Annotated in this window: 26 protein-coding genes, 1 tRNA gene and 1 pseudogene; 15 read left to right on the forward strand and 13 right to left on the reverse strand. The window is 62.6% G+C overall.

Annotated elements, in window-relative coordinates; all coding sequences use genetic code 11:
* Positions 1 to 358: 358 nt before the first annotated feature.
* The 7 genes from J2W68_RS18000 to J2W68_RS07090 all read left to right on the forward strand — a co-directional run bounded on the left by J2W68_RS18000 (position 359) and on the right by J2W68_RS07090 (position 7,622).
* Positions 359 to 730, forward strand: coding sequence for an HGGxSTG domain-containing protein (locus J2W68_RS18000; RefSeq protein ID WP_430539689.1), 372 nt, complete (start codon positions 359 to 361; stop codon positions 728 to 730).
* Positions 720 to 938: a hypothetical protein gene (locus J2W68_RS07065; RefSeq protein ID WP_310233990.1), complete on the forward strand. Its 219-nt coding sequence runs from the start codon at positions 720 to 722 to the stop codon at positions 936 to 938. Before J2W68_RS18000 ends, J2W68_RS07065 begins: the two co-directional genes overlap by 11 nt.
* 602 nt (positions 939 to 1,540) lie before the next feature.
* A complete protein-coding gene (locus tag J2W68_RS07070) occupies positions 1,541 to 2,056 on the forward strand; it encodes a DUF6445 family protein (RefSeq protein ID WP_310233992.1) in 516 nt (171 codons plus the stop codon).
* A gap of 2 nt (positions 2,057 to 2,058) precedes the next feature.
* The gene (locus J2W68_RS07075) at positions 2,059 to 2,505 is read left to right on the forward strand and encodes a GNAT family N-acetyltransferase (RefSeq protein WP_310233995.1); all 447 of its coding nucleotides are present in this window, start codon (positions 2,059 to 2,061) and stop codon (positions 2,503 to 2,505) included.
* Positions 2,505 to 3,230, forward strand: coding sequence for a hypothetical protein (locus J2W68_RS07080; RefSeq protein ID WP_310233998.1), 726 nt, complete (start codon positions 2,505 to 2,507; stop codon positions 3,228 to 3,230). The genes J2W68_RS07075 and J2W68_RS07080 overlap by 1 nt, the downstream gene beginning before the upstream one ends.
* Before the next feature lies 1 nt (position 3,231).
* Positions 3,232 to 4,809, forward strand: coding sequence for a hypothetical protein (locus J2W68_RS07085; protein WP_310234000.1), 1,578 nt, complete (start codon positions 3,232 to 3,234; stop codon positions 4,807 to 4,809).
* Complete coding sequence (locus tag J2W68_RS07090; protein WP_310234003.1) at positions 4,809 to 7,622, forward strand: hypothetical protein; 2,814 nt, start codon at positions 4,809 to 4,811, stop codon at positions 7,620 to 7,622. Before J2W68_RS07085 ends, J2W68_RS07090 begins: the two co-directional genes overlap by 1 nt.
* Before the next feature lie 159 nt (positions 7,623 to 7,781).
* On the opposite strand, the gene J2W68_RS07095 is transcribed toward J2W68_RS07090, so the two are convergent.
* On the reverse strand, positions 7,782 to 9,098 hold the full coding sequence (locus tag J2W68_RS07095; protein ID WP_310234005.1) for a hypothetical protein: 1,317 nt from the start codon (positions 9,096 to 9,098) through the stop codon (positions 7,782 to 7,784).
* A 191-nt stretch (positions 9,099 to 9,289) separates the two neighbouring features.
* Between J2W68_RS07095 and J2W68_RS07100 the strand changes: the two genes are divergently transcribed.
* Complete coding sequence (locus J2W68_RS07100) at positions 9,290 to 10,363, forward strand: hypothetical protein (RefSeq protein WP_310234008.1); 1,074 nt, start codon at positions 9,290 to 9,292, stop codon at positions 10,361 to 10,363.
* Positions 10,364 to 10,771: 408 nt separating this feature from the next.
* Here the strand turns inward: J2W68_RS07100 and J2W68_RS07105 are convergent, their stop codons facing one another.
* From J2W68_RS07105 to J2W68_RS07125, 6 genes are all read right to left on the reverse strand, one after another.
* The gene (locus J2W68_RS07105) at positions 10,772 to 11,023 is read right to left on the reverse strand and encodes a hypothetical protein (protein ID WP_310234010.1); all 252 of its coding nucleotides are present in this window, start codon (positions 11,021 to 11,023) and stop codon (positions 10,772 to 10,774) included.
* 23 nt (positions 11,024 to 11,046) lie between these two features.
* Positions 11,047 to 11,550 (reverse strand): hypothetical protein, encoded by a 504-nt coding sequence (locus J2W68_RS07110; RefSeq protein WP_310234012.1) that lies wholly within the window; start codon positions 11,548 to 11,550, stop codon positions 11,047 to 11,049.
* A gap of 916 nt (positions 11,551 to 12,466) precedes the next feature.
* Positions 12,467 to 12,673, reverse strand: a complete 207-nt coding sequence (locus tag J2W68_RS07115) for a hypothetical protein (protein ID WP_310234014.1) — start codon at positions 12,671 to 12,673, stop codon at positions 12,467 to 12,469.
* 493 nt (positions 12,674 to 13,166) lie between these two features.
* The gene (locus tag J2W68_RS18005) at positions 13,167 to 13,511 is read right to left on the reverse strand and encodes a helix-turn-helix domain-containing protein (protein ID WP_430539683.1); all 345 of its coding nucleotides are present in this window, start codon (positions 13,509 to 13,511) and stop codon (positions 13,167 to 13,169) included.
* Positions 13,511 to 13,996 carry a hypothetical protein gene (locus J2W68_RS07120; protein WP_310234017.1) on the reverse strand — a complete coding sequence of 162 codons (486 nt, stop codon included), beginning with the start codon at positions 13,994 to 13,996 and terminating at the stop codon, positions 13,511 to 13,513. Before J2W68_RS07120 ends, J2W68_RS18005 begins: the two co-directional genes overlap by 1 nt.
* A gap of 162 nt (positions 13,997 to 14,158) precedes the next feature.
* Positions 14,159 to 14,506: a hypothetical protein gene (locus J2W68_RS07125; protein ID WP_310234018.1), complete on the reverse strand. Its 348-nt coding sequence runs from the start codon at positions 14,504 to 14,506 to the stop codon at positions 14,159 to 14,161.
* A gap of 265 nt (positions 14,507 to 14,771) precedes the next feature.
* On the opposite strand from J2W68_RS07125, the gene J2W68_RS07130 reads away from it, so the two are divergent.
* A complete protein-coding gene (locus tag J2W68_RS07130) occupies positions 14,772 to 15,626 on the forward strand; it encodes a hypothetical protein (RefSeq protein ID WP_310234019.1) in 855 nt (284 codons plus the stop codon).
* Between the two features lie 181 nt (positions 15,627 to 15,807).
* Here J2W68_RS07130 and J2W68_RS07135 read toward each other — a convergent pair whose 3' ends face one another.
* Both J2W68_RS07135 and J2W68_RS07140 read right to left on the reverse strand, forming a co-directional pair.
* The gene (locus J2W68_RS07135; protein ID WP_310234022.1) at positions 15,808 to 16,269 is read right to left on the reverse strand and encodes a hypothetical protein; all 462 of its coding nucleotides are present in this window, start codon (positions 16,267 to 16,269) and stop codon (positions 15,808 to 15,810) included.
* A 65-nt stretch (positions 16,270 to 16,334) separates the two neighbouring features.
* Entirely contained in the window at positions 16,335 to 16,712 is a 378-nt protein-coding gene (locus tag J2W68_RS07140) for a hypothetical protein (protein WP_310234024.1), read from the reverse strand.
* Between the two features lie 23 nt (positions 16,713 to 16,735).
* Here J2W68_RS07140 and J2W68_RS07145 point away from each other — a divergent pair, with 23 nt between their 5' ends.
* Positions 16,736 to 17,035 (forward strand): helix-turn-helix domain-containing protein, encoded by a 300-nt coding sequence (locus tag J2W68_RS07145; protein ID WP_310234026.1) that lies wholly within the window; start codon positions 16,736 to 16,738, stop codon positions 17,033 to 17,035.
* A gap of 83 nt (positions 17,036 to 17,118) precedes the next feature.
* A pseudogene (locus J2W68_RS07150) lies at positions 17,119 to 18,046 on the forward strand (SOS response-associated peptidase family protein).
* Positions 18,047 to 18,526: 480 nt separating this feature from the next.
* Here the strand turns inward: J2W68_RS07150 and J2W68_RS07155 are convergent.
* On the reverse strand, positions 18,527 to 18,763 hold the full coding sequence (locus J2W68_RS07155) for a hypothetical protein (RefSeq protein ID WP_310234030.1): 237 nt from the start codon (positions 18,761 to 18,763) through the stop codon (positions 18,527 to 18,529).
* 238 nt (positions 18,764 to 19,001) lie between these two features.
* Here J2W68_RS07155 and J2W68_RS07160 point away from each other — a divergent pair, with 238 nt between their 5' ends.
* The 3 genes from J2W68_RS07160 to J2W68_RS07165 all read left to right on the forward strand — a co-directional run bounded on the left by J2W68_RS07160 (position 19,002) and on the right by J2W68_RS07165 (position 21,086).
* A complete protein-coding gene (locus J2W68_RS07160) occupies positions 19,002 to 19,274 on the forward strand; it encodes a hypothetical protein (protein WP_310234032.1) in 273 nt (90 codons plus the stop codon).
* A 422-nt stretch (positions 19,275 to 19,696) separates the two neighbouring features.
* Positions 19,697 to 19,906 (forward strand): helix-turn-helix transcriptional regulator, encoded by a 210-nt coding sequence (locus tag J2W68_RS18010; protein WP_430539690.1) that lies wholly within the window; start codon positions 19,697 to 19,699, stop codon positions 19,904 to 19,906.
* A gap of 142 nt (positions 19,907 to 20,048) precedes the next feature.
* Positions 20,049 to 21,086 (forward strand): YagK/YfjJ domain-containing protein, encoded by a 1,038-nt coding sequence (locus J2W68_RS07165; protein ID WP_310234034.1) that lies wholly within the window; start codon positions 20,049 to 20,051, stop codon positions 21,084 to 21,086.
* An 81-nt stretch (positions 21,087 to 21,167) separates the two neighbouring features.
* On the opposite strand, the gene J2W68_RS07170 is transcribed toward J2W68_RS07165, so the two are convergent.
* A tRNA-Ser gene (locus J2W68_RS07170) sits at positions 21,168 to 21,258 on the reverse strand.
* 111 nt (positions 21,259 to 21,369) lie between these two features.
* On the opposite strand from J2W68_RS07170, the gene J2W68_RS07175 reads away from it, so the two are divergent.
* Entirely contained in the window at positions 21,370 to 21,780 is a 411-nt protein-coding gene (locus J2W68_RS07175; RefSeq protein ID WP_310234035.1) for a DUF6165 family protein, read from the forward strand.
* 3 nt (positions 21,781 to 21,783) lie between these two features.
* Here J2W68_RS07175 and J2W68_RS07180 read toward each other — a convergent pair whose 3' ends face one another.
* Together J2W68_RS07180 and J2W68_RS07185 are read right to left on the reverse strand one after the other, a co-directional pair.
* Positions 21,784 to 22,158 carry a hypothetical protein gene (locus J2W68_RS07180; protein WP_310234037.1) on the reverse strand — a complete coding sequence of 125 codons (375 nt, stop codon included), beginning with the start codon at positions 22,156 to 22,158 and terminating at the stop codon, positions 21,784 to 21,786.
* A complete protein-coding gene (locus J2W68_RS07185; RefSeq protein WP_430539691.1) occupies positions 22,158 to 23,261 on the reverse strand; it encodes a glycosyltransferase family 9 protein in 1,104 nt (367 codons plus the stop codon). The genes J2W68_RS07180 and J2W68_RS07185 overlap by 1 nt, the downstream gene beginning before the upstream one ends.
* Positions 23,262 to 23,293: the final 32 nt, after the last annotated feature.

A 23,293-nucleotide genomic window follows, 5' to 3' on the forward strand; every position in this document is an offset into this window, starting at 1 on the left:
CTCCGCTGGCCGGTGCTGCCAATTTGGCGGGACTGGGACAGCTCTATAGGGGTGTGGGGTTGTCCCGTCCCGCCAGATTTGAGGCGAGCACGGTCTCGAGTGGTGGGATGAGAGACGGGAGGGTGGCAAGCGCTCGACTTCCCACATCGCGCCCATGCGCGTGCGCGCGAGATGGTTTGTCCGAAGCTCCGGAATTACGCCAGTCCCTAAAAGATCCCGCGGCGCAGTACGCGCGCGAGAAGCAGGTGCCTGCATGAGCCGGCATCCGTCCGCCAACCAGACCCAGAAAGAACGGCGCGCTCGGCATCCGCGTATCGACTACTACCCGTCGAACGAGGCGATGGTTGTGATCAAGAGCATGCGGCGGCCCGGTCTGAAGGGGACGAACAGTGCCGTGCTGAATTCCATAGTGGAGGCATGGGCGAGGAAGTCTGGTCCCGGACCCGGAATTAATCGACACGTATGCGCGCGCGCGCGTGACTCTGGTTCGACGTCTGAGGCTTTGGGCGATCTTCAACGGCCAGTCCACCAATCGAAGCTGACGCTTGTTCGAGTTCCCTGTGGCGCGTCGAGGCGAAGGGACGGCCAGCCCTGCGAGGCACTCAGCGTTCCAGGCAAACGCCGCTGCCGATTCCACGGGGGCATGAGCACTGGGCCGCGGACGGAGGAGGGCAAGCGACGGGTAACGCGGAACCTGCCGCACCGCCGAGGGGCAGCCGATGCAGATTGAAGAGCATCAGGAGTTCGAACTTCGCCAGGCGATAGCGGAGCAGGCGCTGGGTGAGCCTGCCCGGGGCTGGTGGATGGAGCACGAGCTGTGGTGCCAGGTGGTGACAACCGGCAACTGCCTGTGCGGCACGATGCTTTGGTTCTCTGCCTCTCGTCAGGTTGCGAGCGTGAGCTACGAGCTCGCGCCCGCTGTCTTCCCCCTCAACTGACGAGGTGGCCGGTGCAAGCATCTGAGCTAAACCGTTGGTCTCGCAGACACCTACCCGAGCAGGCCGCAGCGCTCTCCTTCATGCGAGAGGGCGTGCACGATATTCGGCCAGCGCTTCTACTGCTCTTCCACGCGGGCGATGCGTCCCAGGTAGAGCGAGTGGCTGAGCACGGTTTCCGATACGTATCTGCCTATGCAGCCATGCGTGGGATCCGAGTCTCTGACGAGGCGTTGTGGATCGCCGCGGTCGATGCGTTATCCGTCTGTTGGCGGCGGCGGGCGCCCGAGCCCGTTGGAGTTAGGTCCCGCCAACTTCGCATGAGAAACGGAACGTTCTTCGAACTGCGGACGGCAGCGGACAACATGTACCGCGCTCGCCTCCATGAAGCTCGTGTGCGCTTTGCTTCGGGAACGATTTACACCCACAGATCGCTATTCTTAAAGAGAGGATTGGGAGTTTCCGCGCAGGCGGAAAGCCCAGCATCTTCCGGCCTCAGCAAAGCTGCTTGATGGTCCGGTACTCGTGATTGGTCGCCCCGGGGAAGGAGTCGTGTCCCTCCCCGGGGCTGGGGAACGAACTTGCTTCTAGTGATCGACAGCTTCTTGCCGGCTTCAGTCCGGCAAGCGGGGCTGTGCGCGCAGTTCGTTGACTGGCCCGGGCCAGATGGCGAGGTCTACAAGCGAGTCGCGCTGGTCGAGGTGCCGGGCCTGTGTGCAGCGATCGAAGCCCAGTGCGGACCGGTCGACATGCTCGGCATGGGCTACCGCCTGAACTTCAACGGTGAGACGCCGAACCACGCGATCCACTCCGACATGGGGTGGGGCACGCACGCCGCGGTCGCCTACCTCAGCGAAGGAGAGGGCGGCACCGCGTTCTGGCGCCACAAGGCGACCGGCGCCGAGCGCATCGACCCGGGCGATGTCGATCTGTTCAACCAGATCAAGGACGACTGGAACGACGAGACGAAATGGGAAATGACCCAGATCGTCGAGATGAAGCAGGGCCGCGGCCTGATCTACGAGAGCGCGCGCTTCCACTCGCGCTACCCATTTGCAGCGTTCGGCACCGGCCCTGACGACGGCCGGCTTATCGCTATCGCCTTTTTTTCTCCGAGGTAGGCATGAAAGTCTGGCAAGCCACCGAACACGACGTCGATGACATCGTGAGGATGAGTCGCGACTTCTATTCGACGACGACGTACTGCGGTTACGCGGATTTCGACGAGGACACGGTGCGGCGCCTGGCGGAAACGCTGGCCTCCGAACACGTGATGCTGATTGCGGAGCTCGACGGCCGCGTGGTCGGGATGGTCGGGCTCTTCGTAGTCCCATTTCTCTTCAACGGCGCGCGGCGCATGGCGCACGAGGTCGTTTGGTATGTCGATCCAGGCGCCCAAGGAGCCGGTGCGGGCAAAGCTCTACTCGAGGCCATCGAGCCGGCCTGCCGCGCCAAAGGTGCGGACGGAATTTTCATGATCCATCTCTCCAACAGCCCGCCCCAGGCAGCGGAGATCTACCAACGCATGGGCTACGCCCACTCCGAAACCGTCTACGTGAGGACTCTCTGATGGGTGCAGTAACAGCAGCAGTGATCGCTGGCGTCGCGACCGTGGGCGCGGCAAAGATGCAGTCCGATGCTTCGAAGGATGCTGCCTCGGCACAGGGCGCCGCCGGCAATGCCGCGATGCTCGAACAGCGTGCCGCGCGCGACCAGTTCCAGGAGAACATCACGCCGTACCTCAGCGCTGGTCAGAACGCGCTTGGTGGTCTCAACGCTCTCAGTTCGGGCGATTACTCAGGGTTCCAGGACAGCCCGGACTACCTATGGGCGCAGCAGCAAGGCCTGCAGGCCCAGGACCGAAGCGCCGCGGCGCGTGGCGGACTCTACTCGGGTGGTCACCAAGCCGACCTGCAGGCGTTCGGCCAGGGCTTGGCGACTCAGCAGCTCGGCACCTACCGCAATCACCTGCTCAACATGGCGCAGCTCGGACAGAGTTCTGCAGTGGGAGCAGGCGCAGCCGGTCAGACGAATGCGAACGCGCTAAGCGGAATCCTGATGGGACAGGGGCAGGCGCAGGCAGACGGCGCTATGAATCGCGGCAATGTCTGGGGAGGCGCGCTCAACGGGTTGGCGGGTTTGGCCGGCCAGTACGGCACTCGCCAGAGCAGCTACCAGCCGCAGACGCCGTACTCATCGAACGTTCTCGCAAACAACACGGTGCAGGTCGGTGGGGGAAACGCTTTGGCGAACAACACCGCTTTCGGCAACAACCGCTATCGCGGAGGCAAGTGACATGGCAGAGCTCAAGATGTTCGACGTCATTGGTTCTTTCCAGCAGGGTCAGCGGCACGGCACGCAGCAGCGGCTAGTTCGAGAAGGCGAGCAGCGCCGAAACGCGTTAGCGGATCTGACCTCCCGAGCCTATGCCGCTCCGGTAGACCAGCGCCAGGGTTTCGTCTCGCAAGCGGCTGCAATCGATGCAGAAGGCGGTCACTCGCTCAACCAGCAGCTCGCCTACGACGACGACCGCCGAAACCGCACGTTGGCGAACATGGCGCGCATGCTGACCTCAGCGCCAGAGCAGGCCCGCCCCGCGCTTTATCAGCGCATGTCGGCGCAGTTCGGCCAGATGGGAATGCAGGGCTTCCCGACCGCTTACACGCCCGAGACTAAGGCGCTAATCGACGGCACTGCTCAGTCGATCGTGCAGGCGTACTCCGGTGCGAGCGGGGAAGCGCCCTCGCAGCAGCGCTATGCGGAGTGGCTGCTTAGCCAAGTTCCAGAGGGCGATCGAGATCAAGCGTTAGGCGTTCTGGCGGGCACTCGGGCGCGCCCCGCCACGGGCGGGTACGGCTTCGACGAAATCGAAGGCGCTGACGGTCGCAAGCGTCTGCGTCGAACCAATCCGCGCTCTGGCGTTCTGGAGATCTATGACGAATCGACAGGCGAATTCATGCCAGTTGGTGGCGTCCCCGGCCAATCGAACAACCAGGGCGCTCCACCCCAGCCGGGCCTCTACAACACCCCAAACGGTCAAGTAAGGATCGGTGCCGACCTCTCGCCGGGCGATTGGGAACTGATCCAAGCCGATATGGCAAACGACGGCGCGTCCAATTCGTACCAGCTCCCCACAAGGGACCTGTCGCCTCAGCAGTTCAACGGCGGCGGATCAGGTCTGGCCGTTAGTCAAAGCTCGGCAGAGCGCGTGGCAGCCGAGGCACTCGCGCGGCGTGGTGCGGAAAACTCTGCTCCGGCGCTGCCTTCGGGTTACCGGTACACAGCCGCGGGCGACATGGAAAGGATTCCGGGCGGGCCTGCAGACATTTCCGCTGTACCTTCCAAACCGTTGCCGCCCAGCATCCTGCGCATGCGCCGAGAGTCGCGCGAAGCGTTGTCGGTGGCGGAGGGGCTGGGATCAGACATCGCGGGAATCGCCGGCAAGCTCCGAAGGGGCGAGATCAAGCTGGGTCCACTGAACAACCTCACCTACCGAGGTCTGAATGCTGCCGGCGCGAGCTCGTCTGAGTCGCGAGCATTTCAGAGCATGGTGAGCACCTTCGAAAAGATGCGAAACGACTCGCTGCGCTTGAACAACGGCGTGCAGACTGAAGGCGATGCACAGCGCGCTTGGGCCGAACTGCTCGGCAACCTCAATGACAACGAGAACGTCATCGAGCAGCTCTCCCGAATTCAAGACATCAACCAGCGTGCCATCCAGGTCCACATGGAGAACATGGATGAGATCGACGCTGAGTACGGCGCTCAAGGCGCGCCCGGCAGGCAGCAGGGGCCGGCGCAGGGCAGCGTTGAAGACGGCTACCGCTTCCGTGGCGGCGATCCATCGGATCCGAGCAACTGGGAGCGCCTGTAATGGCCGGCCCTTGGGAGCGCTACCAGCAGACCGGAATTGATAGGTCGCGGCCAATCATCGAGAACGGCGACGGCTCGTTCTCTACCGAGCGAACGATCACGGCTTCATTCGATGAAGGCGGGCGCGAGGTGTTCTACAACATCCCGACGATCGTCAACGGCCGCGACGTGGGCGAAGACGAGGCGATTCGGCTCTACCGAGCAGGACAGAACTCACCAGTGGGTCAGTTCGGCAGCTTGGGCGAAGCGGAAAGTGCTGCGGTCCGGCGCTCAAACGAAATAGGCAACTTGCGAGGCGGCGATCGAGAGGGCCCTTGGTCTAAGTATCAGGCCGCCAGCAGTGCCCCGGCTCTTGAGATCGATATCACTGGCGGAACGCCTGTGCCAGCCGCTGAGTTCGACCAGTCGACGCCTGCCAGCGGAGAGCTTCGCGGCCTCGGACTGAGCGCACGATCGACCGTGCAGGGCGTGGGCAGCCTGCTGGGCGCCCTCGGCGGCGACGCACTGAACGCCTACGTGGTGAACCCGATCCAGAGCGCAGTGACCGGTCAGGACGTTCCGTTCCAGTCGTTCCGCGACATCGCGGGTGGCTGGGCGGATCGTGCTGGCCTGCCTGCGCCCGAGAACAGCCGCGAGCGCGTTCTCGGCGACGTTGGTGAGGCGCTGACTGGCACGGGCCTCACGATGGGCATTGGCGGCGGGCTGAACGCACTTGCGGGGATTGGTCGCAGTGCGGCGGGTCCTGTCGGAGTGAACCATCTGGCCCGCCTTGCCCAAGCGCCTGCAGCACCGCCGAGCCGGCTTGGTCAGCTTCTGACCGCGCAGCCTGTTCTGCAGGCAACGAGCGCCGGTGCTGGCAGCGCAGCGTCCTCGGTCGTGCGCGAGTCGGGCGGTGGGACTGCGGCGCAGATCAGTGCGGGCTTGCTCGGCGGATTGGCGCCTGGAGCGATGTCTATCCCCGCGTCTGCTATCCCGGGCTTCCGGCAGGCAGGCACTGTGCCTTACGCGGCCGGGCAGGGCGCGAGGTCGCTCCTTCGCGGAACCAACGCAGACGGCTCGCAGCGATCGGCGGCCGATGTTGCGACTACGGTCAATCACTTCGCAGCGGCGGGTACAACGCCCAGCGTCGGACAGGCTGGCGGCAGCCGCGTGGGTGCTGCACTTGAGACCTACCTGGGCAACGTTCCTGGCGGTGCCGGCCGGATGGCTCGGTTCGGCGAGCAGCAGTCGCGCGAAGTGTCGGAAAGGATCGATCAGCTCGCAGGCAACCTGTCTGGTCGCGGCGCGCAGGATCGAACCGCCGTCGGTCGCAGCGTGATCGAAGGCGTAGCCGGCGACAGTCCGACCAGCTTCATCCCACGCACTCGCGTGGTCGCTGATCGCCTGTACCAACGTGTTGAGCAGGCAATCCCGCAGGGCACGCGCGTAGATGTAGGCGCCACCCGAAAAGAGCTTGCTGACCTCAACGCGAGCATTGAAGGTGCGCCGAACGTCTCCCGGTTCTTCCAGAACGCCCGGATCCAAGGTATCGAGGGCGCACTGCTCGAAGACACGGGTGGGGTAAGCGGCGTCCTCAGTCGCCCCCAGATGCGCGAGCAGGCGGACTCGATGCGGACGCAGCTCCGCACGGAAGCGGCAACGCAGCGCCAAGCATTGAACGAGTATGAGCAGCAGGTGCGTGGTCAGCTTGAAGCTCAAGCTCAGTCGGTCGCTGCAGAGTCGCGTCGCATGGCCTCGCTGGGATTCGGAGGCAACCTCAGGCAGCCGATGTCGCAGGCCCAGATCGACGATGCGGTCAGGGCTGAGATGTCCCGCTTTCCAAAGCCGATCACCAGCGCGGATATCGATCTGCAGGTGAACGACTGGCTTGTGGGGCAGGCCGACAACCGGCTTCCGTATGAAGCGCTTAGCAAGCTCCGAACCCTGGTCGGCAACGAGATCGACAACTATTCGTTGGTCGACAACGTACCGAGGTCCAAGTGGAAGTCGCTCTACGGTGCGCTTTCGAAGGACATGGAGGTCGCCGCCTCCACGCCCGACGCCAAGCAGGCCTGGCAACGAGCCAACAGCTACTACAACGCGCGGATCAAGCGTCTGGAAGACATCGACGCTGTGGTCAGTCGGGCAGGTGGCCCGGAGCGCGTATATGCGGCTGCCTTCGGCGATGTGAAGCACGGCGGCACCACGATCCGACAGGTCATGCAATCGCTGCCGAAAGGCTCGCAGCGCGAGCTAACGGCAGCCTTCGTCCGACGGATGGGACAGGCGATCAACAGCCAACAGGACGCAGACGGTGCGGTCTTCAGCATGTCGACGTTCCTGACCCGCTGGAACGAGATCAGTCCCGAGGCGAAGCGGGCCATCTTCGATCGGCATGGTCTGGGCTTCAGCCACAACATGGACAAGATCGCCCGCATGGCTTCGTCATCGCGGCAGGCTTCTCAGGTCTTCCACAACACGTCCGGCACGTCCCGCCTCAGCGCCCTGATCGCACAGCTCAGCGGCACCGCGGCGACCGCCGGCACTGCGCTGGCGACAGGAAACATCGGCGTGGCTGCGCTGGCCTTGGCGGGTTCAAGTGGATCGGCAGTTGGCGCGAACTGGGGCGCCCGGATGATGACCAATCCGCGCGCTGTGGCGTGGCTGGCATCCAACGGGGAGAAGCCTGTGGGTGAGCTTCTGGGCCAAATTCAAGTGCTCCGCCAAGCGGCAGAGCGAAGCGGCGATGACGAGCTGCTAGAGATCGCCGAAGGCTTGGAAGCTGCTTCTAGCGAAGCAGGAGCACCAGCAGGCCGGCGAAGCTCCCCACGGTGATCACGGCGCAGGCGGCTACGACCAGTGCCTGACGCCGCAGGCTTCCACCGTCGCGGCCGGCCAGGTGCGCCTGGGCATCAGCGATGGCCCTGTCCGCTTGATAGCGGCTCCACTCTGAGGAGCCAGTAGGCGAGTGCGTCGACTTCACTGTTGAGGCCTCTAAAAGGGTGGCTGCGAAATGGATGATACCGCCGCTCTGATCCGCATGACTTCGTGGAAACTGGTCTCTCTATTCTCATTGACCTCGATCACTCTGCCACCGTGGTCGAGCACTCGCGCTAGCACGGCATAGCTCGGATGACCGTAGCTATTTCTAGTTCCGTACGAGACAACTGAGGCAAGTCCACGCTTCCAGTTCAACCCAGGGTTGTAGGAGGCCGGACCGTTGCTGGGTGCAGCTCCGTGATGTGGAATCAAAAACGTGCTGTAGCACTTCATCTCGAGACTGAAGTGCTGCTTGAAGTCGCGCCAAACCACATCCTGCCCCAGTGGAGCGTCGCCTGTGCCGATCCATCCTGGGACCAGCTCCTTCGAAAGGTCCCAAGAGAAAGGATCGCTCCAGCAGTGCGAGTTCAATGATGAATGCCGCCAGTGGACCCTCGATCTCTCTACTGGGAAGTCGGGGCCGGAGTACATGCCGATCGAGATCAGATTCGCAATCTTTCGCCCGTTGGCCTCCCTTAACCATCCCGGATGCAGAGCTTCGATAGCTCGCGTGTAAGCGCAAATCGCGGCTTTTCGGTTCTTGATTGGAGTTAGCCAGTCGACGATTTCTTTAGATCGGCTTCTTGCCTGGAGTGCGTCCACGGGAAATCCGATCTTCTTGAGTCTCGTCTTGATGCTGGAAGCAACAGTGGCGAGGTTTCCCTTTCCCATGTTCCAGAATCGGAGTCGCCACAAAGGCGATCTTCCTGGCACGCCGGCGACGATTTCAGTGTTGTCGTCGATACTTTGAGGGAGCTGAAGTATGTCGGCAGTCGGCACACGCACTCCTACCGACATGTTTTCAGAAGGGCTGCCATCCGGCGAACGGGTCATATCTGGGAGGCGGAAATCACCTTCATCTGGCCTGGGAGTTCTCTCGTCCGACCGTTCTCCCGCTGCAACAAGTGTTGCTGGTCTGCCGAGAAATTCTCCTGCCCCGTTCGCAAGCTGGTGTAGATCCCTGATTGTGTCCGCTGAAACTCCGAGAGCTAGACCTGAAAGCACGACCACTAGTTCGTCTTCTCCCAAGTAGGGGAGCACGATGCGCTCGACCGCACGCTTCTTTACGAGGTGTCGAGCCCCGTTTATGTGGTCGAGGTCGTAGTGGGAAAGTACTAGAACGTTGACAGTCCCCTTTCTCGACTTCGGCGTACGAGCAGTGAAACCAAGGCGCCGCTCAGCTAGCTTGATCGTATCCGGAACATCATTCGATCCCCCTGCGCCGCAATCGTAGACATAGGAAAACTCGTGGGGCTTTGAACTGATCGTCAAGGTCTGGACGCATGCGGAGTGAAATCCGCCTTGGCCGACTGCATGCTGTACGCGACTGTGAAGCACGTCCATGCTTGATCCCCTACCGTCCGTGAAAGGTGTCCGGGCAACGATATCCGGACCCGTGTCCCTGAGCCAGTACCCTTGAAGGCCAACAGGGCCTAGAGCGGGCGGCAATGGCGAGCACTAAAATGAGTCGGTCGGATCTCTTCGATCTGGTGTGGTCCGAGGCGCTTGGCAAGGTGGGGGCGAGATTCGGTGTCTCCGACGTGGCGGTTGCCAAGGCCTGCAAGAAGCACGGGATACCGTTGCCGAAGCAGGGGCACTGGGCGCGCGATCCTAAGAAGCGCGATCGACAGCCCAAGTTGCCGCCAGTGAGCGAGGAGCGGTTGGACACGGTCTACTTCGACCCGCCGCCTCCGAGGCCTCCCGCCCCCGCCGTTCCTGAGCCTCAAACCTCAGTTGAGATCGCGGCGGACCTGTCGAAGTGCAAGCCGATCGTCCGAACAACGCACCGTGTGCTTAGCAAGGCAAGTGAGGAAAAGGATCTTCTTATCAACCCACAGAACGAGGTCACTCTCGATGTGCGTGTGTCGAAGAAGAGTCTCGAACGGGCACTGCTGATCTTCGACGCGATCATCCGGGCTACCGAGGAAAGGGGCGGCAGATGGGAGGTCACGGCCTCCAAAACGAAACTCCATGCCCTAGGGGGATCGATCGCGATCAACATGCTTGAAAGCCGCACGCAAAGCTACGTTCCATCTCAGTACTCTCCGCGGTCGAAAGATCAGAAGCTGACTGCAAGCGGAGAGCTGAGGATCCGGACGCGCGGGTGGGAGGTCCGGATCGCAGCGTTGCGCGACTCTCCTAAGAGTCCTTTGGACGGAAAAATCAGCGAAGCAGCTACCGCTCTCTTGGAAGAGTGCGTATGGAGTCGAAGAGCCAAGGAAGAGAACGCTAGAAGGAACGCGGTTTACGAAGAGAAGCGGCAAGCAGAGCAGCTAGAGCTGCGGCAGAGTCAAGAGGCGGCGATTCGCCTAGAGCGTCTAGTCCTAGCTGCTCGCGCTCACGAGGATGCACGCTTGATCCTTGAACTCTGTCGAGCCACAGAGTCCGCGGATGGCCTGGACGAAGAACGCCGGCAATGGCTGGCTTGGGCACGGAACGAAGCGCTGAAGCTCGAACCGCTCAACGGCGGCGGCACCCCCAGCGAGCTGAAGGTCACGGAGAACGACGTGTGGGAGTGGCATAGAGCTAGGCGCTAGTCGGTTGGGGTGGGCGCGAGCGTCGCACGCTTGCGAGGCTTATACGGTCGAACCCGTGCCGCGCTTAAGTTCACGCCGGGAGGTAGTTGCACAGTAGTGCCTGAAGCGGCTCCACGCTGAGTTGGCTCCCGGTCCCAGCTTGGGCTTCGCTGAAGCGCGCCGTGGATGTCATCCCGGCTGTAGATCTTCTTCCCGAAAGCGCGACGCGGCGTAATTCCGAGGGCTCTATAGCCAGCTCGGAAGTTGCTGAGAGAGACACGGCAGTACCGGGCCGCCTCGTTCTCGGACATCCAGTCGCGTGGGACATGCTCCCTGTCTTCGCGGCTTGCCAACAAGCGATAGATGGCATCCAGAACTTCTAGGGTGCGAGCGCCAAGTGCGTCTTCACTCATCTTCAGGTCGCTGCCTCTAGTCGTTGGCCTCATGCCGAGGCAGAACCTCGCGCTGCAAGTATCGGATCAGCGCTTGAACCTGCTCCTTCGTCACCGCGATCGGCCATTGACCGAGGACGGAACGAAGCACGTCATGATGGTCGACGAAGAACAGGCTCTCCTCGACGTAAGAGATGTAGCCATCTCCAGCACCCATCTCGCGCATGGTCGGGATGTCGACCACGTCTTCGTTGAGCTTTGCACGCACTTCGGTGTCCAGAATTCCCATAGGTCACCTCCACTTCAATTGAGTCAGGGTTCAATTTGTCGGTCAGTCAAGCGATTGAGCCTGTCGGCCAAATCGGACCTTTGCAGATACAAGCGTTGGCACATCGGATCACGGTAGACACCTGAGTCAGGTTGATCGGCGTAGTCGCTGCAGATCTGAACGAAGCGTCGGTTGTCCGCCATCGAAGCGACAGCGAGCACGATTGCCCCGCCGAGCAAGAACAGCAGTGTGCCCCCCAAAAGGAGCAGGCCTTTCCTTCGTCGGGTATCACGTTTGAACTCTGCAACCTGGCCGGCCCGCTCGATCGCGAGCCAGTACCAAGCGACTGCTACAACGACTCCGCATGTCAGGAGCGCGTCTTTGAACAGCGTCACACCGTAGATCGCTTCTTGGGAGATCGTCGATACGCTGAAGGCGGCGAGGGCAGTGGCTAGTGCCCAATTGCGGCCGAGTTCGAGTGTGGCTTCTAGGACTTTGCTCTTCTGGGGTGAAGCTTCATTCGCAGCCTTTGCAGACGTTCCTCTCACTGATCATCTTCTCCGCCTTGGAGCAGGGGAACAACGGAGTCACCAAGCTCTGTGGCTAGAGCGTCCGCGTCAACAGCAAGCTGGACTACTTCGTCGTACGAAACCCGTTGATTGCCAGTCCGGCCTCCAGCGATCACGCCCTCAAGGAGCACGCCTTGTCCACCGGGTGCGTTTCTCCCCTCCCACCGCATTGGACCGTGTGCGATGCGGTTGCGATGGACTGATAGCGCTTTCACCCGCTCCAACAGAGGGATCAGTCCTTGGCGCGGATCGTCGTTCAAATCGCTGAGGACCTCCTGCAGAGCAGTCAGCTTCGCTGCGAGGGACCAGCTTCTTGACGTTACAGGCAGTCGACACTCTGGAAGAACATGAAAAAGCAAGGTGACGTCGTGTTCGATGTCATTAAAGGCAAGAACGAATTTCCCGATCGCTGCCTCCCATCCCTCGCGGTTGTGAACGAGCCTTCGCGCCATCCTTGATCCCTCCCGTAGTTATTCCGCTTCTCGGACCGCTCTGATCGACTCCTGCTGATCGACCCACGCCCAACACCCCTCTACGAATGACCGCGAGTTGCCCCCGCACGCCCCGGGGTAGCTGATGCCTTGAGTTCTCGCCCAGTTGTACCCAGCCTGGTGTCCCGAGCAATCACGCGTACAGGCATAAGCTCCGAAGCTTGTAACCCGGGGCGCGGGCCCTATACGCATGTGCTGCGGCGTAGACACTTCGTAATAGTTGTATCGGATCGTTCGAACGTCTTCTTCATCGATCGGGGGAGATGCCGAATAGTGGCGAACGCCGTCTTTCACGTGGGAGTAGACCTGGCCCACGACGAGCTGGGAGTCCTGGCCGTATGCGGGTGCGGCAAGAAATACCGCCGCCAGGGTTAGTGTGCGCATTCGGCGCCAAAGCAAGGGGATCACTGGTGCCCCCACGCATAGCCGTTTGCACCGCAATTGCGTTCGAGCGAGCCCATGACGCCGTCTGCAGTGAATTCACCCGACCGGTAGCCGTCGATGTTCGCCTGCACGATCGCCCGGCAGTTCTTTGGCAGCCCGGTAGATGGGTTGTACTTGGGCTCGGCATTGGGATCCCCGAGGCGACACCCCGAGGTCAGGACGCCCATGAGTACGATTGCAGCGATGCGAGTAGCGCGGTCCATCCTGACCCCCTTGAGTGGTTCTATCCTAGCGGCTCAAATCTAGCCTGCGCTCTCATCGGATGCGGCGTTGGCGCGCGGTGAGACGTGCGCTGGCTGAGGCTCCGCGGGTTTCTTCCGCGGCTTGTACGGTCTCTGGCGCTCAGGACGCAGGTTAGTGAGAAGGGGGTGGATAGAGGCCCGCACCAGGCCTGAGTGCGACGGCTCGGACTGGCCACCCCAGGCAGGGCTGTTGGCTATGGCTCTATGCAGGTCGTCTCGCGAATAGAGTTTCCTGCCGAACGCGCTCCGAGCAACGACACCGAGCTGCATATACCCGGCCCTGAAGGCGGACACGGACACTCTGCAATAGGCGGCCGCCTCGGCTTCTGTCATCCAGTCAGATGGGCACCTGGCCGTAGAAGCCATCGATTCCACTGCCTCTGCGAGACGCTGCAGCAGACCGACAGGGACCAGCGCACTAGGGCTGTTCTGCTCCATCGCTAGCCTCTATCAAGATCCGGTGTGCAAGCTTGAATGCCTCGGCGGGAGAATTGCCAGCGCGCGGCCGTGGCCTGTGGCTGCCGACCTCCCTGGTCAGCTCCTTCGACGGCACGCTCTGCGCCGTCAGGTACTCAAGAAGATGCTGCTCTGTGTACCTCGTCTTTCGCCCGATCCGGACGTGCGCGATTTCGCCGCGAGCTCTAATCCGCTTGATGGTGATTTCGGAGATCTCCAGGTAAGCGGCCGCCTCAGCCTCACTTAGGAGGCGGGGAAGGGCGCCCAGCGGCAACGTGCTTGTCGGCCTGGCTGAACTTCTGGGCATTAGGCGATCGCCCGAATGAAGTTCTCCCAACGAGTCGTCTTCTGCACAGCCTCTGGCCTACCCGCCGAGGTCACCACGTCGTTGTACGCAGGAAGCTGCAGGCAGTCCCAAGTGCTTTGCGCATCAATCTGGATTCTGGCGAGTGCCGAGGTGATCTTTTCCGGGCTCATCGTGCTGGCGCGTGCCTTCAAAGCTAGGAACTTCCGCTTATCTGCGGCATGTGCCTCCGCGGCCTCGGCAGGTCGAAAGGCCAGCGCATAGAGCGAGAGTACCGTGACGACTGCCCCTCCGATTCCCGCGAGAACCGGAGTGGCTGCGAACGCGCTCGCGAGTGAAGTAGTACCACCGGCGAGACCCAGCCAGACAATGATGCGATCAACCCTACGAAGCAATCTGCAGTGCAGCTCAGCGAGATGCGCCGCGTAGTCGATATCGAGCAGTGCCTGGTAGTGGGTCAGAGGCCCAGCAGAACTTGACGGTTCCACTCAGCCACCGCGTTGAGTCGGGGGAGGCGGGGGTGGGGGCGGCATGCGCAGTGGAGGCGTATGCGAGGTCTTCTTCTCAGAAGGCTGGGCCGGACGTGGCGGCGGAGTGCGATCCTTACTCATCGATCTTTCCTCTCGTTTCCTGGTTGATGAACCGCCCGATCAGCTCTGCGGACTAGCTTTCCCGCAGTTGTAGCACCGCCGGAAGTCGGGGAGCTGCCTGCCGTACATGACGCGCCCGTCCTGCCGATGGCCGGTCGGACCACCGCAGCGATCGCATCCTTGGTCTCCTTGCGTTCGCTCCCAACGAATCAATCGGTAGACGAAGTGGCCGTAGGCCATCGAGGCGAGCGCTAACAACACAAAGCTTCCCCAGCGGAAGGGTTCGACAAATGCCGCGCCGTGCGGCGTGTCTCGCAGGTTCCACGCCGCCCACATGATCACCAGCGCGACGGCGAGGCCCATTGCCGGCAAGCGCGCTCCTCTCAGCATCACCACGGTCCAGTTCATCCTCAACTCCCTTTGTGTGTGGCCGCAGGCTGACGGTCGACCGTCGCACGGGCTGAGACCGCTAGCCGGCTTGGGGCGGTGCGGGCCTCGCTGGGTTGTGTCAAAGTCCGCGCCACGCGGACGAACAGCCTGGGTCCGCGGGACAGGCAGACCGGCGACACCCGTAACCTTGTCTAGCTGGTCGACCGGTGCGTTGGATCGCGAGCTGGGAGAGGTCGTGCATGCCCCGGCCAGATTGATCACCCCATAAAGGATTGATTGCGACATGGACTGGACCGAAGTCGAAACCCCTCACGGGCCGAACGAAATAGCTGTAATTCCCATCCGGTACGACGGCCTCGATGCTGAATCGCATCAGATTGACCTCGCCGCCCTTGGCGAATCACTTCAAGGCATGTCGAAGGTTCTCGGCGTAGTTGGCCACTTCGTAGTGACCGGAAAATACGCAAAACAGGTGCAGGCGCTAGACGTCCGCGTGGTCGCACTGGAAGAGCCGAAAGCCAACTGTTTTCGCATCGATGCGGCGCTGCAGTTTGTTCAGCAACAAGGCATGTTGCAGGGCAGTATCGGCGCCGTTATCGGCGTTATAGTAACGTGGCTAGTCGCCCGAAATTCCAACAAGAGCACTGAGATGAAGATGCTCAAGGACTCGCTGGACAGGGCCATTCACGAGATGGCGCAAGGCAACCAAGCGACCATCCAGGCCCTGACCCAGACCCTCGAACGCGTCGCCGAAGGCACCCGCCCGGCGTTGCGTCGTGCTGTCACGCCTGTGGGTGGCACCTGCACCAGTATGACCATCGGCGGCGTTGCCAAGATCGACATCCCCACCGCCGAGGCGATTCGTTCGGATACGCCAGATGAGGTGGACGACGCGCGGCCCTACATCGTGCGCATCACCGAACTGGATCTTGAATCGAGCAGCGCCAAGCTACGGTTGGGCGATGGCGACGATGATGCGCGTGTCGCTGCGCAGATCATCGATCCAGCGTTCGCTGTTCCCGGCAATCTCTACATGCAGGCCTTCACTACCCAGGCTCCGTTGCGCGTGACCGCGAAGGCTACGTTGCGCGATGGAGCGATCACTCGTCTTTACGTGAGCGATGCGCGCTCCCCATAGCGCACGCTCCACGGTCATCCATCCAATATCAACCCCGCTCCGGCGGGGTTTTTGCTGTCCTGATCGGAACAGGGCAGGCAACTGTCACCAGCCGGGAGATTGCTGAGCTGGTAGAAAAGCGGCACGACAACGTGAAGCGGACGATTGAACCCTGATCGCAGGCGGCGTGACAGCAGGTCAGTTACTTCCCGGCTCGGGCGTCCGCCGCGATATCGCGAAGCGTCATTTGCGCTGCGACCAGTGCGGAATATGCGTGATCACCGAGGCCACGTTCCGCAATATTTCGGATGGTGCTGACCTGTCTCTCGGCGACCGCCCGAGCAATGACCAAGTGTTGGAGAAGCTTGGGTGTCGGAAGAGCAGAAGGGGAGAGGTTCTCAAGGGCGCTGCTGATTCCTCGCCATATAAGCGTCTCGTCGTGATTGTTCCGATCTTGCTCGAGGACCGAGCGGAGATCGACAGCCCTCTCAGCATGATGAGTAGCGAGATCGAGAGCAGCCACGATTTTGGACGTATCAAAGTGGCGCTGCGACCAACGCATGTAGAGCGGCATGAAGGCCGCGAGGATGATGCCGGCGCCCGACAAGATCGCTTGAGTCCACGCCGCGGCGTCGCCGCCGCTGAGCGTCAGTATTGCGTCCATGCGCACCCCTTTGATTTGAGGGCTGCAGCATGAAGCGCGGCCACTCCAAGGGCAACGCCTTCAGCTCAAGGCTCCAGTCGCGCCATCGCCCAGCCCGCGGCCAGCTCGAGTGCCACCTGCGGGTCGGCCACCATGGCGAACGACTCTCCGCTGCTCACCTTGAATGCTCCCTCCGCGGCCAGAACCACGCGGGCCAGCGTGCCAGAACAGCCTGGAGCGCTGGAGAACGCCTGCCATTCGGTTCGCACGTAGTCGTCGCCCACCACGGGATTCCGCCATCCGCGGTCATTGAAGATCGAGTGGCCTAGGGAAGGCATCTCAGCGAGACCCTCTGGCGGAATGACCAGCGGCTCGCGGGAGCGGCGTAGGGCAGCTTTGGTGGCGTGTCTGGAAGGCATGGCGATCATCATCCGGCAACGGGTCGCACGGAGTGAGATGCTCAAGTCAGGCCGCCTAGGAGGTTCCTTTGACCATCGAGAAGCTCCTGACGCTCGCACAGGCGGCCGACCAGTCCGGCTGCAGCGTCAAGACCTTGCGCCGGGCGATGGCCTCCGGTCACCTTGTCGCCGTGCGGTTGGGCGAGGGCCCGAAGTCCGACCGCATCCACCCTGACGACCTAGCGGCCTTCTGGGCCTCGCGCCGTACCACTGGCGCGCTGCAGGTCCCGCCGCCGACGTTGCAGGTCACGGGTGGCGCTGACGATGCCTGTGATCGTCTTCAAAAGCTCTTGGGCCCGGGAGCCGCCCGGCCTACTCGCCGACCATGATCTTCGCTCCCATCAACGCGCCTTCTCGTCGGCTGCGACATCCACGCGACAAGATTGGCGCCCCTTTCTCCTGAGCCTCGCGTATGTGCTACTCCGCCCAGGTCTATGCCGAACTCAAGCGATACCGGCGCCTTCCCTGAGGTGAAGATGGACGTGAAGACATACGTGAAAACGTTCTGGTGGGATCGCGGCAAGAACCCGATGGCGAAGGCGCCGCGCGCGCTGGTCCGGGAGCTGCAGCAGATCGGGCCGCCGGATCTTGTGGCGAACCTTCTACAGGCCGATGCCGCCGCCATCTCTGCGCTCGAGCAGGAGGTGTTCGCCCAGCGCCGGCGCGTTGCCGATGCCGGGCGGAAGCTGCAGACCAGGGTCACGAAGAAAGCCCAGGAGGACGTGCGGATCGGTTCGACCAAAGTCGAACTCGCCATGGCGCGCATCGCGGCGCTCAAGCGCACCGAGGCCCAGCCTGCCGACAGCCGCATCTTCCCGGGCACCTACGCCCCGGTGCTGATCGTCGAGAACGGCCAGCTCGTGCTGAAGCCCATGCGCTACCAGTGCCGCCCCGCAGGCAAGCCCGCCTTCTATGACGGCAAGTTCCCCGGCACCTACAACGCCAGGCGCGACAATCTCGAAGGGTTCTGGGGCGGCCTGTACGGCTTCAGCCACGGGATCATGGTCGCGGACCGGTTCTACGAGAACGTCGAAGGCGAGGACGGCCAGAACAAGCGGCTCGAATTCGTGCCCAGCACTGGCGAGCCGATGCTGATCGCCTGCCTCTGGTCGCACTGGAAGGACCCGAAGGGCGTCGAGCCAGATCTGCTGTCGTTCGCTGCCATCACCGACGATCCAGAACCCGAGGTGGCCGCCGCCGGCCACGACCGGACGATCATCAACATCAAACCCGAACACGTCGACGCGTGGCTCAGTCCGGACCCCGCGAACCTCGCCGCTCTCTACGCGATCTTCGACGACAAGCGGCATCCCTTCTACGAGTACCGGGAGGCGGCGTGATCGTTTCAATGCAAGCGGACGAGTGATCGTGACCACTGGAAGGGACCGGTCTGGTGAGCTGAGGGCGTAATGGCGCAGACCTAGCCCGCGAGGTCAGCGGTTTTCCCCTATCCGGATATAAGGTTCTTCCTACATCCGTAGGGCGACCCCCTCACCAAGCTTCGACCTCCAACAGGGGGAGTCGAATGAATATTCTCAGGGCTGGCACGCTAGGTGTGCTGCTTGCGATTAGCTGCGCGGCTTCGGCGGACGCTCCGCGGCCGACCGATGCGCAGGTCAAGCAAGCGATGATCGAAGAGTCAATTAGCAGGACGCCTGGCAATTGCCCATGTCCGTACCACGCCGCCAGCAACGGAAGCCGGTGCGGTGGACGGAGTTCATACAGCCGCCCCGGGGGCAATGCGCCGCTGTGCTTTCCCTCGGACATCACCGACGAGATGGTGAACAGCTACCGCTCACGCATGCGATAGAGGAGCGTGCTCAGGCCGCCGGGGCCTCGGTCGGCTCCGTCACAACGGGGCTGCTGCAGGACGTGCGTATCAGCTTGCTGCCCCAAGGGGTTTCGATCAGCACGTCGCCGCCGCATTCCGGAGCAATGCGCTCAGCCAGCCCCTGGGCGGTCAGGATCGCCCCCAGCGGGCCCGGGAACGCCTCCCAGTGGTGGCCTTTCGCATAGACCTCGTACCGGCCATCGCCCGACTCGCGAATTACGATCACACGCAAACTCCGACAACGTAGAGCAGCAACGTGCGCTGGGCGTAAACCGGCGGAGCGGCGACATCCTAAGGGGAGAGGTGTAGGGCCGCGGCGCGCGCACGTGCTGTGGCTCTCATCGTGGATTCGCCGCTCTTTGGGAGCAATCGCGGAATACCCCCGCCTTACGTCGGGGATCACCTACGCCGTCCAGCTCGCTCCGCGTGGTAGCGTCGCCGCTCCAACTGGCATGGAGATGTTGATGGACGTGGCCGAGCTCGAGCGACTGAAGGCTCTTCTTCGAGAGGCCTACGAAACGAAGGCCAGAGCGGAGCGCACGCCGCTTCCCGATGCAGCCAAGCAGGAGGAGCGAATCGCAGCGATCGACCGCACGATCGAAGGTCTCAATGCCCGCATAGCTGCCGCACAGCAAGGCCTTCTGGCCGGCATCGCCGGAAATGCTCGACCGAGTGAGAGCGCACCAACTGCGCCCGCCCCCGAACGGCCTGCCATGTGGGTGAGCAAAAGAATTTGACCCACGTACTACCCATGTGGACGCCAGCAGGCCTCCCGCGCGCTGCAAGCGCACGCGCGTCTCGAACTGGAGTAGTACCGATGATCATCGACCGAAGCGGCCCGCCGCTGGAGCACTTCGCAGCCTTCGCCCTAGCCTTCGCTATGGGCGTCCTCGCCGTAGGCAGAGGAACACTCTTCAGTGTGCTGAGGGACTGATCCGGAGGGCGGGGCGAGAGCTCCCGCCCTCTCTCCTGCTCGTTTTTTTGGTTCCGCAGCGCTTGAAAGATGGTTCCGCGTGACGACGAATCAGTACCTTAGCGCCAAGTGCTGCAGTAAGAGGACACGGCTATTTGACGGCCGGAAAAACTCGGTGCAGATTGAGCATCCCGCAACAATGGAGATCAACGAGTGATGGGAGAAATCCCTCATCCCCTGCGGGTGATGAGGCGGAAAGAGGTTCAAGAGGTATTGTCTATAGGACGAACAACGTCCTACGAAATGGGAGACCGACGCTCCCCAAGATTTGATCCCAACTTCCCTAGGCCGATCAGGATCGGCAACTCAGTCGGATTTATTGCCCGTGAAGTCGAGGCCTATCTTGCCCACCTCATGCAGTTGCGATCGGCGGATGTAGAGACTCCGCAACGATAACGGGGCCCAGGCCCACAAACTCTCCACGTGCGTGCAGGATTTCCCTGCTCGCGGCCACGCTATGGCTGCGACGTGCGGCGGAGTACCCGTTGTTAATAGCCGCAATAGATCGAGCCTCATGCAGAGGCCCGAGGGGACACCTATGCCTTTTAAAAGCACACCTCTGAACTTGCATTCGATGCGAGCGGCAGACCGTGACGGTCACCGCTTCCTGACCCCGACGTCTTCCTACGGTGAAGACCTCAAGCGGATCGTTCTCGTCGTCGACGAGACTATTCGCACGAGGGGGAAGTTGAGCCGCGTTGTCAGCACCCCCCGCGGCGAGCTGGTCGAGTACACACCTCTCGGCAGACGTTTCGCCGATTTGCTGAGAATCCCACTCAAGGAGCTGGAGTATCAGTTTCCGAATCACGAGTTCAGTCCGCTGTATATCGTCTTCAAGCGCGCGACCAGGCACCTGCGTGAGGCTCACCCGTTCCACACCGTCGAGCGATTCGATGAGGCTATCGAACGACTGCGCCGCTATGGGAGCGGGACCGTATTGAAGCGTCGTCTCGACTCGATGAAGCGGGGCGAGAGGGCAACCGGCGCGCAGGTGCGTGACCTTTGTGCACATCTGCGGGCGGAGCGATCGCGGGTCATGGCGCTCCGCATCGATCTCGGGCTGCACGTGATCTGGGCTCAAGGTGCCGATCTCGTAGTGCCGCCTGTCGATCTAGCAGAGATGCAGGGCTATCGATCGCAGTTGATCCGGTGGTTAGACCGCGGGCCGATGTCGAAGTATCTGCTCGCCTACATCTGGAAGCTCGAGTGGGGCATCGAGAAGGGCTATCACATCCATCTGGCCGTGATGCTCGACGGCAACCGCCTGCGCAAGGACTCCATCATCGGCAACATCATTGGACGGGTCTGGGCCAGGGACATCACTGGGGAGAAGGGGATGTACTACAACTGCAACCGGAACAAGCAGCGGTACACCCGCTGCGCGCTGGGCACGCTCCACCGGTCCGATGCGGAACAGTGGGGCTGCTTGGAACAATCGCTGCGCTACCTCACGAAGTCCGACTTCTTCCTGCGCCTGCAGGTGCCTGAGAAGACGCGGACATTCGGAATAGGCGGGTTGCATGCCGCCAAGCTACGGGCGATGCGGAAGCAGATCCCACCCGTCCATTCGCTCTGATGCGCCCGGAGGGTACAAAGTAGGGAACGAAATAAGCCGCCCCGAAAGGCGGCTTATTTTTCAGGCACTTAGGCCAATATCTGGCGGAGAGGGGGGGATTCGAACCCCCGAGGCGCTATAAACGCCTGCCTGATTTCGAGTCAGGTACATTCAACCGCTCTGCCACCTCTCCAGATGGTTCCCGGTGCCTCGCGGCGTCCGGGGGCGCAATGATACGGGCGCTCTGCGTGGGCGACAAGCGCGGCGTTACACTGGCAAGCCCGTTCACCTCCACGGCGCTGCCATGTCTGAAATCTCCGTCCCCGTGTCCTTCGGCGAACTTCTCGACAAGCTCTCGATCCTGCAGATCAAGTCCGAGCGGATGGACGATCCTGTCAAGCTTGCCAACGTACGGACCGAGCTGAGCGCGCTCGAGCAGACGTGGATGGCCCATCCGGCCGCGGGCCACGACATCGTGCGGCTGCGCGCGGAGCTCAAGGCGGTCAACGAGCGCCTGTGGGACATCGAGGACGCGGTGCGGGTCAAGGAGCGCGCTGGCGAGTTCGGCGAGGATTTCGTGCAGCTGGCGCGCAGCGTCTATTTCGAGAACGACGAGCGCGCGCGGATCAAGAAGGCGATCAATCTGGCGCTGGGCTCGGCCTATGTCGAAGAGAAGTCCTACGCCGACTACCGGGGCGGCAAGCCCCCGACTTGAGGCTCAGTCGGCAGCCGTCACGTCCGCGCGCCGCACTTTCTGATCGATGTACTCGTCCATGCGGCTGAGCAGCCGCCACCACTCGCTGCTGTCGTCGCGATAGGTGCGCACCGCGCCCGCGCGCACGAGGATGCGCCGCAGTTCGTCGTCCTCGAAGCCGCCCAGGTGCTTGCGCAGCACCTCGAACGAGCGGTCGGTGTAGCCGCGGTGCGACAGGAAATGCCGGGCGGTGTCCTCGGCGGCGAACTCGGTCTTGTGTTCGGTGCGCAGACGCTCGAGCTGCTGCGCGTGCAGTTGCCGGTTGAGCAGGAAACTGACCCCGCCGCCGACGATCGCGCCGACCAGGGTGGCGAGCAGGCCGGCGACGATCGGGTCCATCAGTCGCGCTCCAGGTCGGCGCGGCGGCGTTCGAAGGCTTCGATCGCATCGTCAACCGTGACCAGTGCCATCACGTCGTCGAACTCGATCTTCGTGCCCCACTTGAGATCCGCGGCCGGCTTGCCGAGGAACTTGCGCGCGGCATCGTCATAACGGTCCACGCAGAAGCGGCGGTCGGAATAGGGGCCACTGCGTTCCGGGTTGCTGGCCGCGTGCAGGCCCAGCACCTTGGTGCCCATCGCATTGGCGATATGCATCGGCCCGGAATCCGGTGTGACCAGCAGTTGCGCGCGCGACAACAGGGCCGGCAGTTGCTTGAGCGTGTCCTTGCCGACCAGATCGAGGGCGTCATGGCGCATCGCCGCGAGGATCGCGTCGGCCGTCTCACGCTCCAGATCGCTGCGACCGCCGCACAGCACGATCCGCCAGCCGGCACTGGCGGCGTGATCGGCGAGCGCCGCGTAGCGGTCGGGATACCAGTTTCGGCGCACGTGGCTGGAGCACGGCGAAATCATCAGCACCGGACGGCCGTCGTCCGGCCACTGCGCGCGCGCCCATTCGAAGGCCTCCGCCGGCACCGGCATGTCGTGCCATTCGACGCGGTCCTGCCGCAAACCGAGCGGTTCGCAGAAGCTGCCGAGCGCGTCGAGCACATGGATGCCGGGACGGTCGGGAATGCGCGTATTGACGAAGAGCCCGTGCAGATCCTTCGAGCGCGCCGCATCAAAGCCCACGCGCTTGCGCGCGGGAATGAACGCCGACAGCAGGTTCGCGCGCGCGGCCACCTGCATCTGCAGCAGCACGTCGAACCGGCCGGCTGCGCCGAGGCGCGCCTTGAGTTCACGGCGCAACGCGCGCATGCCGGCGATGCCGGTCTTCTTGTCGTAGACCACGAAGTCCACGCCCGGCAGACCCTCGAGCAGGCGGTGCTCGCCCTTACCGATCACCCAGGTCAGCGCGACATCCGGCCAGGCCGCACGCAGAGTGCGGATCAGCGGCAGCACATGGGTGACATCGCCGAGCGCGGACAGGCGCAGCAGACAGATCGAACGCGGCACGAACGCAGGGCTGGAAACCCGTGTCGCGGGGTCGGAACCGGGCAGGGCAGGCGTCAAGGCTTGATAGACTCGCTTCG

It is taken from the genome of Luteimonas terrae (assembly GCF_031457535.1).
In the GTDB taxonomy this organism is placed as follows: domain Bacteria; phylum Pseudomonadota; class Gammaproteobacteria; order Xanthomonadales; family Xanthomonadaceae; genus Luteimonas; species Luteimonas terrae_A.